At 65.9% G+C, this 14,211-nt stretch carries 9 protein-coding genes; 5 read left to right on the top strand and 4 right to left on the bottom strand.

Translation table 11 applies throughout. From position 1 onward, the window contains the following. Positions 1 to 135: 135 nt before the first annotated feature. Positions 136 to 1,002, top strand: a complete 867-nt coding sequence (locus AruPA_RS06700) for a transglutaminase family protein (RefSeq protein WP_265635873.1) — start codon at positions 136 to 138, stop codon at positions 1,000 to 1,002. A gap of 260 nt (positions 1,003 to 1,262) precedes the next feature. Then, positions 1,263 to 4,541 (top strand): DUF2126 domain-containing protein, encoded by a 3,279-nt coding sequence (locus AruPA_RS06705; RefSeq protein WP_265635874.1) that lies wholly within the window; start codon positions 1,263 to 1,265, stop codon positions 4,539 to 4,541. A gap of 213 nt (positions 4,542 to 4,754) precedes the next feature. Here the strand turns inward: AruPA_RS06705 and AruPA_RS06710 are convergent, their stop codons facing one another. The 4 genes from AruPA_RS06710 to AruPA_RS06725 form a co-directional block, all read right to left on the bottom strand. Then, positions 4,755 to 6,575 carry a chloride channel protein gene (locus AruPA_RS06710; protein WP_265635875.1) on the bottom strand — a complete coding sequence of 607 codons (1,821 nt, stop codon included), beginning with the start codon at positions 6,573 to 6,575 and terminating at the stop codon, positions 4,755 to 4,757. Positions 6,576 to 6,749: 174 nt separating this feature from the next. Further along, positions 6,750 to 8,288 carry an acetolactate synthase large subunit gene (locus tag AruPA_RS06715; RefSeq protein ID WP_265635876.1) on the bottom strand — a complete coding sequence of 513 codons (1,539 nt, stop codon included), beginning with the start codon at positions 8,286 to 8,288 and terminating at the stop codon, positions 6,750 to 6,752. Between the two features lie 262 nt (positions 8,289 to 8,550). Next, positions 8,551 to 9,501: a hypothetical protein gene (locus tag AruPA_RS06720; RefSeq protein ID WP_265635877.1), complete on the bottom strand. Its 951-nt coding sequence runs from the start codon at positions 9,499 to 9,501 to the stop codon at positions 8,551 to 8,553. Between the two features lie 27 nt (positions 9,502 to 9,528). Further along, positions 9,529 to 10,122, bottom strand: a complete 594-nt coding sequence (locus tag AruPA_RS06725; RefSeq protein ID WP_265635878.1) for an OmpA family protein — start codon at positions 10,120 to 10,122, stop codon at positions 9,529 to 9,531. Positions 10,123 to 10,455: 333 nt separating this feature from the next. On the opposite strand from AruPA_RS06725, the gene AruPA_RS06730 reads away from it, so the two are divergent. From AruPA_RS06730 to AruPA_RS06740, 3 genes are all read left to right on the top strand, one after another. Further along, positions 10,456 to 11,865: an ATP-binding protein gene (locus tag AruPA_RS06730; RefSeq protein ID WP_265635879.1), complete on the top strand. Its 1,410-nt coding sequence runs from the start codon at positions 10,456 to 10,458 to the stop codon at positions 11,863 to 11,865. Between the two features lie 84 nt (positions 11,866 to 11,949). Continuing rightward, positions 11,950 to 13,311, top strand: a complete 1,362-nt coding sequence (locus tag AruPA_RS06735) for a sigma-54 dependent transcriptional regulator (RefSeq protein WP_265635880.1) — start codon at positions 11,950 to 11,952, stop codon at positions 13,309 to 13,311. 101 nt (positions 13,312 to 13,412) lie between these two features. After that, on the top strand, positions 13,413 to 14,210 hold the full coding sequence (locus AruPA_RS06740; RefSeq protein ID WP_265635881.1) for a hypothetical protein: 798 nt from the start codon (positions 13,413 to 13,415) through the stop codon (positions 14,208 to 14,210). Position 14,211: the final 1 nt, after the last annotated feature.

Raw genomic sequence — 14,211 nt, forward strand, 5'->3', positions numbered from 1 at the left:
GGTCCTGCCAGCTGCGCCAGCACGGTATATGTGACGCGCCTCTGCGGGTTTCCACCGGAATCGGCGGTAAATCGCGGCTATCGGCGGGGCGGACGGAATGATACTGTCATCAAACAAACCGTCTGGACGATCTGAATGATTCGCTACCGTCTGACCCATCGCACGACTTACACGTACCAGACTCCAGCGATCCGCGCCCGGCATTTTCTACACCTGCTGCCGCGGGTGCGACCGGGACAGGCGCTGGCAGCATCCTCACTGGCGATCGAACCCGCGCCGTCGAACCGATGGGACGAGCTCGATTATTTCGGCAATCATATCACATCGGTCGAGCTCGATCGGCCGCACGATGAATTCGTCGCCACGCTGGAAGCGGCCATTGAACTCACCCCGCCCCACCCGATCGCTCACGCCGGCCTCCCGTGGGAGGCGGTCGCGGCGGCGGCGGCGAGCACGGCGGATGTCGCCGAATTCCGTCTGCCGACCAAACTGACCGGCACCGACGAAGCGGTGCTGAGCTATGCCCGCAGCCACTTCACCCCCGGTGCCGACATGATGGCGGCGACCACGGCGATGATGCGCGATCTCTACGCGCGTTTCCGCTATCGCCCCGGCTCGACCACGACAACGACCACCGGCCCGGCCGCGTTGGCGCGGCGTGAGGGCGTCTGCCAGGATTACAGCCACGCGATGCTGGCCAGCCTGCGCGCGCTGAAGCTGCCGGCGCGCTACATATCGGGCTATCTGCGCAGCCAGATCGTCGGCGGCGAGACCGCCTATTCCGGCGCCGAGCAGACCCACGCCTGGGTTTCGGTCTGGCTCGGCTGGCGGCACGGCTGGGTGGATTTCGACCCGACCAACGATCTGATCGTGTCCGACGAGCACGTAACCCTCGCCTGGGGCCGCGACTTCACCGATGTCAGCCCGACCTGCGGGATCATTCTCGGCGGGCGGCGGCATACGCTCAAGGTGAGCGTCGTGTTGGCACCGGCAGAGCCATAGCGTGAAACATAGGAAAGCGCTTCTTTTTTGTAAAAAAGAAGCAAAAAACTTTCTAACTCTTGTGCACGGGCGGTTTCGAGGGCACGGGCCTAAATTAACAAAGTTTTTTTTGCTTCTTTTTTGTTCACAAAAAAGAAGACCTTCCTTTCCCTTGCTCATCTCGGCCCCATCGGCACCAGCTCTCGGATTGTCAGGCGTACCGCAATGCGCCATGCGATGAATCAGGAACTCCCGATCCCCTTGCGTTGCGAAGGACCCTTATGTCGATCCATGTCGCGCTGACCCACCGCACCAGCTACCAGTATGATCGGCCGATCCGTCTCGGGCCGCAGACCATCCGCTTGCGCCCGGCGCCCTACACCCGCACCCCCATTCTCGCCTACACGCTCAAAATCGAGCCGAAGCCGCATTTCCTGAACTGGCTGCAGGACCCGCAAGGCAATTTCCTGGCGCGCGTCGTCTTCCCCGAGCCGGTGACCTCGTTCGTCGTCACGGTCGATCTGATCGCCGATATGGCGACGATCAACCCGTTCGACTTCTTCCTCGAACCCGAGGCGGAAACCTGGCCATTCACCTACGACCCCGTACTGGAGCAGGAATTGGCCCCGTTCCGCCGCACCCAGGCACCGGGACCGCTGCTGTCGGCGCTGATCGAACAGGGAAGGGCGATCGAGGCAAGCACGGTCAACAAGCTGGTTGCCCTCAATGCCCTGGTGCAGTCGCGCGTCGCCTATGTGGTGCGGATGGAGCCGGGCGTCTGGACGCCGGAACAAACGCTGGGTGAGGGCCGGGGGTCCTGTCGCGACTCCGCCTGGCTGCTGGTGCATCTGCTGCGGCATCTGGGTTTCGCCGCCCGCTTCTGCTCGGGCTATCTGATCCAACTGGTCGCCGATGTGAAGCCGGTCGAAGGCCCGGCCGGGCCTGCTCAGGACTTCACCGATCTGCACGCCTGGGCCGAGGTCTATCTGCCCGGCGCCGGCTGGATCGGGCTCGATGCGACCTCCGGCCTGCTGACCGGCGAGGGGCATATTCCCCTGGCGGCAAGCCCGGACCCGATTTCGGCGGCACCGATTTCCGGCGGGGTCGAGCCCAGCGGCGTCGTGTTCGATTTCGCCATGGAAGTCCGGCGCATCGAACAAACGCCGCGGGTGACCAAACCCTATAGCGAGGCGGTGTGGCAGGATATTCTCGCTACCGGCGCGCGGGTCGACGCCGCCCTGCTGATCGGCGACGTACGGCTGACCATGGGCGGCGAACCGACCTTTGTCTCCGCCACCGATATCGATGCGCCGGAATGGAATATCGACGCACTCGGCCCGACCAAGCGCACCATGGCGGGCCGGCTGCTGCGCCGGTTGGCACCGGCCTGGGCACCGGGGGCGGCGCTGCAATACACCCAGGGCAAATTATACCCCGGCGAGCAATTACCGCGCTGGGCGCTGCACGCCTATTGGCGGGCCGATGGCGAGCCGGTCTGGCAGGATCAGACGTGGCTCGCAAGCGATGACGATACCGACTCCGCAACCGCCGAGGACGCCGCGCGGTTCTGCGCCGCACTGGCCGAGACCCTGCACATCGACCCCGCCCTGGTGATGCCGGCCTTTGAAGATATCCATTACTACCTATGGCGCGAATCCCGCCTGCCCGCCAATGTGCGCGCCGAAGCGAGCAGGATTGCCGATCCCATCGAGCGTGCCCGCCTGGCCCGCCTGTTCGCCGGCGATCTCGGCCAGTCCGTCGGCAGCGTGCTCCCGCTGCGCCGCGTGGCGGACGGTGCCGGTCGCCAATGGCAGTCGGCGCGCTGGAAGTTTCGCGGGGGCGACCTGGTCCTGGTGCCCGGCGACTCACCGATCGGGCTGCGCCTGCCGCTCGACAGCCTGCCCTGGGAAGACCCGGCCGCCACCGAAATCGACGCCCCGCCCGATCCGTTCGCACCGCGCGAAGCATTGCCGAGTGCCGCCGCCCTGCGCGAATTCGTGCCGGCCGGCCGCCCTGCTCCCGGCAGTGTAAAATTGCGGGGCGAGGCGCCCGGCATCGTCCGCACCGCCCTGGCCGTCGAGGCGCGCGGCGGCATGCTGCACGTGTTTTTGCCGCCGCTCTACGAGGTCGAGGATTTTCTCACCCTCGTCGCGGCGATCGAACGCGTCGCCGCCACGCAAAGCCGCAAGATTTTTCTCGAAGGCTACCAACCGCCCGACGATCCGCGGCTGCTGAGCTTCTCCGTCACCCCCGATCCCGGCGTCATCGAGGTCAATCTGCCGCCCGCCGCCACCTGGGCCGAGCACGTCGGCCGCACCCTGCAACTCTACGAACTCGCCCGCGAAACCGGCCTCGCCGCCGAGAAATTCATGCTCGATGGCCGCCATGTCGGCACCGGCGGCGGCAATCACGTCGTGATGGGCGCAGCCGAAGCGACCGACAGCCCGTTTCTGCGCCGCCCCGATCTGCTGAAATCCCTGCTCGGCTTCTGGCACAATCACCCGAGCCTGTCGTATTTGTTCTCCGGCCTGTTCATCGGCCCCTCCAGCCAGCACCCCCGCATCGACGAGGCACGGGAGGATACGCTGCTCGAACTCGAAACCGCGTTCCGCCAGATCAAGCCCGGCGCCGAAACCCCGCCCTGGATCATCGACCGCCTGCTCCGCAACATCCTGACCGACATGACCGGCAACGGCCATCGCACCGAATTCTGCATCGACAAGCTCTACGCCCCCGGTTCCGCCTCCGGCCGCCGGGGTCTGGTGGAGTTCCGCGCCTTCGAAATGCCGCCGGATGCGCGCATGGCGGTCGCCCAGGCCCTCTTGATGCGCGCCTGCGTCGCGGCCTTCTGGCAGACCCCCTACGAGCGTCGGCTGATCCGCTGGGGTACCCGGCTGAACGACCAGTTCATGCTGCCGCACTACGTGGCCGAAGACCTGCGCGATGCGCTGGAGGAGCTGGCCGTCCGCGGCTTCGCGATCGACCCGGCCTGGTTCGTACCGCATCAGGAGTTCCGCTTCCCGAAATTCGGCGCGGTCACCGTCGCCGGGATGGAACTCGAACTGCGCCACGCGCTGGAACCCTGGCACGTGCTGGGCGAGGAACAAACCATCGGCGGCACCGCCCGCTACGTCGATAGCGCGGTGGAACGCGTCCAGATCGCGGTCTCCGGTTGGGTCGATGAACGCTTCGCCCTGACCTGCAACGGCATCACAGTGCCGCTCACACCCACCGGCGAGGCCGGCGGCTTCGTCGCCGGCGTGCGGTTCAAGGCATGGTCGCCCCCATCCTCACTGCACCCGCTGATCCCGCCGCAAACGCCGCTGGTGTTCGACGTGATCGACCGCTGGTCCGCCCGCGCCCTCGGCGGCATGACCCATCACACCATCCACCCCGGCGGCCGCGGCTACGAGACATTTCCCGTCAACGCAAACGAGGCGGAAGCCCGCCGCCGCTCGCGCTTCTTCGCCTTCGGCCACACCCCGGGACCGGTCGATCCCGCACCCCCCGGCACCAGCCTCGAACACCCCACCACACTCGACCTCCGCCGGTTTGTGTGACGCTGGGAAGGAAGCAAGGCGAGGGGCTTTGTCCCCTCGACCCTCACTAAGGGCTTAGCCCTTAGAACCCGCTAGTTTTAGGCAAGGGGACGGCGTTATCTCGGTGATTCAGCTGATCTGGCCTGGAGAGCCCTCCCCTTGCCTAAAACGAATGGATTTTAAAGGCTCCGCCTTTAACGGGGTCCAGGGGCAGAGCCCCTGGCCTTGCTTGCTTCACTCACCCGACAACTCGCGGCGGCGTTGGTCGAGTTCTTCGCTATAGCGTCGCAGCGCGTATTGTTCGGTCAGCACGCCCAGCACGCGCCTGGTTTCCGGTCCGTCGAGCACCGCGAGCACGTCGCATTCCGATCGTTCGAAGGCTTTGATGGCTTCTTTGACGGTTGCCTGGGGCAGCAGGAAATCGTCCTGGTGGCGCAATATGTCGTGGATGGTGTGGGGATCGTCTTCGCCGGGGGTTTGCGCTTCGGATGGATAGGCAAGGCCGACGTATTTGTCATCGACATCGAGCACCACGACGTATTGCGTCCGCCCGAGCGGATATTCGGATTTGAATGCCGGAATATCCATCTCCTCGTGCACGGTGTACTGTGTGCGCCGCATCATGCGGCCGACCGTAAGGTTATGGATCCAGCCGATATCGACAGCGCTGCGAATGCTTTCGCCGCGCAGGTGGAATCGCCAGGTGGTGAAGGAATAGCCGAACACGCGCCGCACGGTGAGTGAGGCGGCGATGGCGGCGGCGAGCACGGCCACGGTGATGCTGAAATTATTGGTGCTTTCGAGCACGAGAAAGGTCATCGTCATGGGGCCGCCGACGATGGCCACCGCCAACGCGGCCATGCCGACCACGGCGTAGAAACCAATCGGCACACCGTGTGCGAAGGGCAGCAGCACCGCAATATCGCCATACGCCCGGCCGAGCAGCGAGCCCATGAACAGCGCGGCAAAGAACAGGCCGCCGCGGAAGCCCGAGCCGATCGAGAAGGCCGAAGCGGTCGATTTCATGACCAGCAGCGTGACCGCGAGCAGCAGCGGGTAGACCACGGCCAGCTGGGTATGGAGCGATGAATTGCCCGAGGCCATCACTTTCGGCGTGATGCTGCCCAGCAACCCGACCACCACGCCGCCCAGGATCGGCCGCAGCCAGATCGGCACGCCGGCCCGGCGGAACCCCGCCTCGATCGACGTCACCCCGCGCATGATCGCGATGCCGACGAACCCGGCCGTAACCCCCAGAATGATCGCGAGCGGATAGGCGTAGCCCGGCACCACGTTCGGCAGCACCACGTCGAGCGATTTGACCCCGCCATCCATCAGCATGTCGGCGACCAGCGTGCCGGTCAGTGACGCGATGATGATCAGCGGCAGGCTGGTCATCGAATAGGTGCCGATCACCAGTTCGATGCCATAGAACGCACCGCACAAAGGGGCGTTGAACGCGCCGCCGATCGCGGCGGCGGCGCCGCAGCCCACCAGAATGCGCAGATCGTTGCGCCGCAGGCGGAATTGCTGACCCACCCAGGAGGCAAGCCCGCTGCCGAACTGTGCATAACCCGCTTCCATCCCGACCGATCCGCCCACCCCGTTGGACAGTACGGTCTGTGCCGCGACGATCACGGAATCCCGCAACGACAATTTGCCGCCGTACAGCGCATTAGCCTCGACCGGATCGATGAAGTTACCCGGCCGGTATTTCGCGAGCAGCCAGGTGATCGAGCCGAGCAGCGCGCCGCCCAGGATCGGCACGAACATCGCGCGGATCGGGTCGATATGGGTTTGTTGCGATAAGCCCTCACCCAGATGGGGCAGCGCAAAAAACCAGAAATGAAAATGATGGCTGAAAAAATCCATCACGAAGACCGCGATACCGCCCAGCACACCGACCAGGATGGCCAGCGCCGCAAGCCACAGTTCATCGGTCCGCACCAGCGCGCGCAGATGCATCGGTGCATCGATGGTGACGGCGCTCAACCGGCGCTTCAAACCGACAATGAAACCCTGCGAGCTATCGCGGCGAACGGTGGAACTGGCCATAACGCGTCCCGGATTGGGGAAATCGAAATCACGGACGGACCACCCGCCCAGCGGTCACATGCCGTCAGTCTGTGTCAGCATCATGGCTCCTCATTGTTGCCGCACTCAAAAACCGCGGTCAACCGCCGAATCCATCGATTGCGACGATTGAACCGATCCCACGCAAGGATATGATTAAATCGTTAATAATTCGATAAGAAATGGCCCTTTTCGTTCGAAACTCGCCGCGAGCAGCGCGTTCAGCGTCTTCATATCCGCCGCCTGGGCGCCGGCGACGCCCATACCCTCCGCCAATTTCACGAAATCGAGATCGGGATTACCCAGGTCGAGCATATCCATCGCGGTGCGGCCCGGATTGGCACCGACGCCCGCGTATTCATGCAGCAGGATCGCATATTTGCGATTGGCCAGGATGACGAAGGTGATGTCGAGCTGCCGCCGCGCCGCCGTCCATAACGCGGCGATGCTGTACATCGCCGAGCCATCGGCCTGGATGGCCACAACCCGCCGCCCGCTCCCCGCGAGCGCAACCCCCGCGCCGATCGCCATCGGCAAGCCACCGCCGATCGCCCCGCCCGGCACCTGCATCCATGTGTGCGGCGCCGCCCCGTGGGTGAAGCGCGAAAACCCACGGCCAAACGAAATCCCTTCATCGATGATGACACTATCCGCCGGCAGCAGGGCGGCCAGCGACGTCGCCACCGCCTCCGGCGCAATCGCCCCGGTATCCGGCGCGGGCTTCGGCGTGACGGCGATATCAACCGCCGTCACACCGAGCGCCGCCTGCAACGCTGCGATCGCGGCAGAACCATCCTGATCGATCGGCGCTAGCACATGAATGGCGCAGTCCGCCGGCGCAAGCGGCCCCGGCTTGCCCGGATAGGCGAAAAATCCGACTGGTGCTTTCGCTTCGACCAGTATCAGGTGCTTGATCCCCGCGAGCGAGGCGATAGCCGCGTCGATCGGGTAGGGGATGCGCTCGATGGGCGGACGCCCCTGGCCGCGCTCCATGCGCGCATTGAACACTTCGGCGAGCATTCTGGCGCCGGTGCCGGCTACGATCGCGCTCGCTGCACGCAACGTGGCGTCGTTCAGCGTCCGCCCACCCATCAGCAGCATCGCGGGTTCGCCGGAGCGCAGCACGTCCGCCACCGCGGCAATCGTCGCCGCGGCCGGCACTGGCCGCGCCACCACCGGCCGCGGGGCGCCGATCACGCCGCCCTCGGTCCAGGCGGTGTCGGCCGGGAGGATCAGTGTTGCGATCGTACCGGTACAGGCCGCCGCGACCGCATCCGCCGCGTCACGCCCGACCGTCGCGGCGCTGGTCGCGGTGCGCAGAAACCCCGAGATCGAGCGCGCCCAACCCTCGGTATCGGCGGTCAGCGGCGCGTCCAGCGGCCGATGATAGGTCGCCTGATCGCCCACGATGTTCACGATGCCGGACCGGCCGCGCCGGGCGTTGTGCAGATTGGCCAGCGCATTGCCGAGGCCGGGACCACAATGCAGCAGCGTCGCCGCCGGTCGCCGGTTCACCCGCCAGAACGCATCCGCCGCCCCCGAGGCCACGGTTTCATCGAGGCACAGCACACAGGTTATCCCTGGAATCCGGTCCAGCGCCGCAACGAAATGCATCTCGCTGGTGCCCGGGTTGGCAAAAACCGTATCGATTCCGCAGGCGATCAGCGTGTGAACCAGAGATTCCGCACCGTTCATCGTTCAACATCCCCCATCTGTCGCACCCGTTCGATGCGTATGACAGGGAAACTGCCCGGTCCGGCATGGCCCGGCAAGGGGCGGTGCGCGCGGGGAAGGGGAGGGAAGAGTCTTCTTTTTTGCGAACAAAAAAGAAGCAAAAAAACTTTCTTGATTTGGCCCATGCCGCCCAAAACGCCCGCGCCCCAGATAAATGAAAGTTTTTTGCTTCTTTTTTCAAAAAAGAAGATCTTGCTTTATCTTTCCCTGCTCCGCACGCCTCTCATCCGCCCGGCAGCGGCGCCGTGGCCAGCGGCTTCAGCCAGATATCCGGCATCGTCGCAATGAATTCCGCGCGGAGCGTTGTAACCCTTGCGTGGGACAGCCCGACCACGCCGGCGCGAAAGAATTCCCTGTCGCGCGTGAACACAAGATAGGCCAGTGTCTCGTTCACGATCAGGCCGTGCGCGTCGCCATCGTACCCCTGCCGGACCAGGAACGCTTTAAAGGCGGCCTGCTCCGCCGGGGTCAGGGCGGTGTTGTAGAAATGATGCACGAAGGCCCGATAGGCGGGGATCGTGAAATAGGCGCCGTGCGACAATTCGTGACGCAGAATAACCGCCCGTGCGCGCAGGCCAACCCGATGGGCACCACCCGCCTGCGGGATCGAGATGACGGCACCAGCCGCGCCTGGTTTCAGAAAACCGGCGGCCGCCGCGATGGTGCGCAGCCGCTGCTCCTGCAGGTTGAGATGCCGGTGCTCGGCCTTCGCCAGGCGGAAAAATTTCCGCAGCGCGCGCGCGGGATAGTCATTACCGTAATAGTATGTGCCGATTGTCAGGTCGGCCGCGACGAGGGCCGCATGGAACGCCGCAGCGCTCAGCACCCGGTCTTTCGGCGCGCCGGCCTTTTCGATCAGGGCAGCGACGCGGTCGAACATCAAGCCCTGGGCGTGCAGATCCGGGCAGTCGACCACGAGGACCAATCTGTCATCGGCGAAGCGGAATACGGTGAAATGCCGGCCGATGTGATGATAGATTGCGGATTCACCCGCGACCGGGAGCGGCGCTTGCCGTGGCCAGAGCGCTATGACCGCAACGATGATCCCGGCAACAACAAGTCCGCCAGCGCCAAGCCAGATGCGCCAGCCGGGACGCACCCGCGCCGGCGGCCGAATCCGCACCGTATCATCATCCGCCCGAGGCTCGCGCCGGTTCGGCTTCAGCGGCGCCATCGCCCTAAGTCCGGCGCCGCCGATCGATCATTTGCCCAGGTTGATGACCTGAACACGGCGGTTGGCGCGCTCCGGCGTATTCGGCCCGGTCGGCACCAGCAGATCCTTCTCCCCCACGCCCGTCGCCGCGAGGCGCGTGGGCGCGATGTTGAATTTCGACTGCAGATACTGGTCGACGGTTTTCGCCCGCGCGTTCGACAGCGCCAGATTGGTTGCAGGCGTGCCGGTCGTGTCCGTGTGGCCGACCAGCTTGAACTTGTACGAGGCCAGGCTGGGGTCGGTCAGCGCGTGTCCCAGGCGATCGAGCTCAGTGATCGCCTGTGGCGTCAGTTGCGCCGAGCCAAGTGCGAAATCGATGTTCAGATTGATCGATGGCGCGGTGTGCCGTGCGCTGCTCATCCGCGCGGCCGCCGGCGCGCTTGCGGTACCGGGCAGTTTCGGCGCGGGTGCCGTGCTGCCGGGCTGCAACGGCACGATCCCGCGTGTCGTTGCCGACAGATGACTGGATGGCTTCAACGCCTGAATGATCTGCAAGGCCGAGGGCCCGGTCGACTGTCCCCACGCCGCAGGGGCGACAAAGGCGCCGGCAAATGCAACACTTAAAAATCCGATGGTACGCATAATCAAATCCTCCACGGTAATGCGCCCGCACTATGGCCGCCACGCTTATAGGCGCCGCGGCGCGACAGTTCCAGCATCTCTAACATGGCTGGCAATCCTTTGGCCACGAAATCCGTTATATCGTCGTGCGGGGGCACGAATGATGCAGAACAAGCGGCAAGGGGTGCGGCACCTCCCGACCAACAAACGAGCAGAAAAACAAACACCACCGGGGGCATTCCGGCCGGTGAATCACCCCCGGCACCAGATCAGCGAAAGTTTTCCGCTGCTTTTTTTTAAACGAGACGCCCGCCCTCGAGGCCATTACCCGGCCCCCTCTGCCGCGGCGCCACGATGAGCATGTCGCTCCGCACCCGCCTGTTCGGCCTGTGGCTGATGTCGCTGTTCGGCTCGCTGGTCGTCGCGGTGTTGATCATCGGCCTGTTCCGGCAAACCGCCGCGGCGCATCGCGAGCGCGACCGCGCGGTCGCCGCCCGCGCCTGCCAGGCGATCACGGCGCACTATGATTTCTACACCGCAAACATGGATGCCGCGCCCAATGCCGCCGCCTTCCGCGCGGGTATGCGTGTGGTATTGCTGGTCGCGCTGCGCCGCGAGCGCCATATCGCAGCCGCGATCGAACCGGCCGATCCTTCGGTCAATCCCGGCATGGCCGCCAGGTTGGGCACGATTCCGGCCACGCTCTCGACGGTGGTGGCCGACCAGATCAACGATGCCATCGCGGCCGATCGTTTGATCGTGACCACCAAGGGCGGGTTTCTCAACCGCACCACCATTGCGACCTGCCCGCTCGGCGGCCCGCTCGGCACACCGGTCGCCAACATCGCCGCGGTCACGGTGCTGCAGGCGGATCTGTTGCGATCCGCCTTCACCCGCTTCGCCTTCGGCGGCCTTGCCGTCCTGCTCGCGACCATGCTGGCGTCCGCCGGATTTCTGGCCCGGTTGGTGCTGGGCTTTTCCCGCCGCCTTGCCGGGGTCGAGGCCGCCCTCGCGTCCGACCAACCCGGCACGCTCAACCTTACCGGCGAAGCCGAGCTCGACCGTCTGATCACAGCCCTGAACGCCGCAACCACGCGGCTCGATGCCGCTCGCACCAGGATCGCGCAATCCGAACGCCTCGCCGCCCTCGGCCGGATGGCGGCCGGCCTCGCCCATGAAATCCGCAACCCGCTCGGCGCCATCCGCCTGCGGGCGGAAACCGGTCTCGCCGCCGCCGATCCTGCCCGCCAGACCGCGGCGCTCGATCGTATCCTGGTCGAAGCCGCGCGGCTCGAAGCCCTCACCACCAGCCTGCTCGGTTTTGCCGCCACGCCATCGCCACAGCCTCGCGCCACCGATCTCGATGCCCTGATCACCGCCGCAATCGGCGGCCCCGTCGCCGTCAGCATTGCCGCCGAGCCAACCGGGATCGTCTGGCCGCTCGACCCCATCCTCACGCGCGGCGCGCTCGAGAACCTGCTGCGCAATGCCATAGCGGCCTGTGGCCCGGCGGACCGCATCACCATCACGGCCCAGGCCAGCAAAAACCTCACCATCACCATCGCCGATACCGGCCCGGGCATCGACCCCGCGCTCGGCGATCCGTTCGAGCCTTTCACGACGGGCCGCGCCGACGGCATCGGCCTCGGTCTCGCCATCGCGCGTGATATGATACGCGCGCAAGGCGGCACGCTGGTGCAGGCGCCGACCACGGTGGGGGCTGCGTTTGTCATTACACTGCCGGAGGGTACGGATGAAACGTAAAGAAGCAGTTCTTTTTTGTAAAAAAGAACCAAAAAACTTTTGGACGCCGGGACCGCGCCTGAGCGACGATCTTGGCTCGCGTTGATGGCCGCGATCAGCATCATCGATGACGATGCCGGGTTTCGCGACAGTCTTGCCGAAACACTGACCGATTTCGGCCACGCCGTCACCGCGTACGATCGCGCCGGCCCCGCCATCGCCGCCATCGCCGCAACCCTGCCCGACCTCGTGTTTCTCGATCTGCGGATGCCGGAAATGGACGGTATCGCGGCCCTGCGCGCCATCCGCGCCGCCCAGCCAACCGCCCGGGTGGTCGTGCTCACCGCCTTCGCCACCGGCAACAACACGATCGACGCCATGCGCCTCGGCGCGTTCGATCATCTGACCAAGCCGGTCGGCCGCGCCGCGCTGCAATCCCTGCTGCAATCCGCCCTCCGCCACGCCGAGCCGCAGGCACGCGCCGAACCCGCACCGCCCGGCACCATCATCGGCACCAGCCCGGCGATCCGCGATGTCCAGAAACGCATCGGCCTGGCCGCCGCCGGCGATGCCAGCGTGCTGATCCTCGGGGAAACCGGCGTCGGCAAGGAACTGGTGGCCCAGGCGATCCACCGCTTCAGCGCGCGCGCGGCGAAACCCTTCGTCGCGGTCAATTGCGCCGCCATCCCGGCCGATCTGCTGGAATCCGAATTGTTCGGCCATGAGCGCGGCGCCTTCACCGGTGCCACCACAGCCCAGCGCGGCCGGTTCCGCGAGGCCGATGGCGGCACGCTGCTGCTCGATGAAATCGGTGATATGCCGCTGGCCACCCAGGCGAAAATCCTCCGCGCGCTCCAGGAGCGCGAGGTCACGCCGCTCGGCGGCGCGCCGGTGAAGATCGATGCGCGCATCATCGCCGCCACGCATCAGAACCTGCAATCGCGCGTCACGTCCGGCCAGTTCCGCGCCGATCTCTACTACCGCCTCGCGGTCATCCCGATCGAGGTGCCGAAGCTGCGCGACCGCGGTGCCGATATCCTGCTGCTTGCCCGCCACATCCTGAATGAACTCCGCCCGGCGCAGCCGCTCAGCCTGACCGATGCCGCCGAGCACGCCCTGCTCGCCTACCCCTGGCCCGGCAACGTCCGCGAACTGCGCAATACGCTGGAACGCGCCGCCAGCCTCACCCCTTCGGGTGTGATCGATGCGGCCGATCTCGCCCTGAACCCGCCGGCCATGCCCGGCGCGGCATCACCCGGCCCCACCAATTTGCCCGAAGCCGTGGCCGCCACCGAAATCGCACTGATCCGCGCCGCGCTGATCACCGCCCAGGGCAACCGCACCGAAGCCGCCCGCGCACTCGGTATCAGCCGTCAGGCCCTTTACGACCGGATCAACCGGTACGGAACGGCAATCATGTCGGATCTGCCGACACCCGCTGTCGGCAATCCCGACGACGAGGCGTGATCGCGACATAAAAATCAAGCAATTTCAACAGGATAAAACTTGGCACGGCGCATGCAATGCCCGGTTCAGGCCGGACTCTCCCGGCCGTAAGGAGACCAGACATGACACGGATAAAATCCCTACTCCTCGCCGGCGCCGCCGCGGGCCTGCTCGGCACCGGCGTCGCCAGCGCCGCCACCACGCCGACCGGCGCGGATGCCCTGCCCAGCTACACCGGCACGGTCAAGCACTTCACCATCACCCCGCGCGGCGCGATCGACGGCATCATCCTGTCGAACGGCACGGACGTGATGTTCCCGCCCTATCTTTCGACCCAGATCGCCTACGCGGTGAAAACGGGTGACAGCGTCACCATCCATGGCCTGAAAGCCGCGAAGGAACCGGTGGTGCAGGGCGTCTCGATCACCGACGGCAGCCACACCGTCACCGACAACGGCCCCCCCGCCGGCTTCGGCCCGCACCACCACGGCGCGCCGACGCGCATGATGGTGCAGGGCAAGGTCGCGCAATATCTCTATGGCCCGCGTGGCGAGAAGAACGGCGTCCTGCTCGATGACGGAACCGCCCTGCACATGCCGCCCCCGGCGATCGCCAAGGCCTCGGTCGCCAACATGCTCAAGCCGGGTGACAAGATCGCCGCGGTCGGGTTCGGCACGACCAACGCGCTCGGCTCGGTGGTGATGGTCCAGCAGATCGGCACCGATTTCAAGGATCTGACGCGCATCGCCATGCCCCGCCCGCCGCACGGCCCCGGCATGGGCCCCGGACCGGGCTGGCGCCACGGCCCGCACGGCGGCCCCGGCATGCGCCATGCCATGATGCGGCCGATGGGTGGGCCAAACGGCGGTCCGGGCGCGCCGCCCCCGCCGCCGGCCGATGCCGGCACGACCTCGAAGTAAC

It is taken from the genome of Acidiphilium sp. PA (assembly GCF_026191915.1).
Taxonomy (GTDB): Bacteria; Pseudomonadota; Alphaproteobacteria; order Acetobacterales; family Acetobacteraceae; genus Acidiphilium.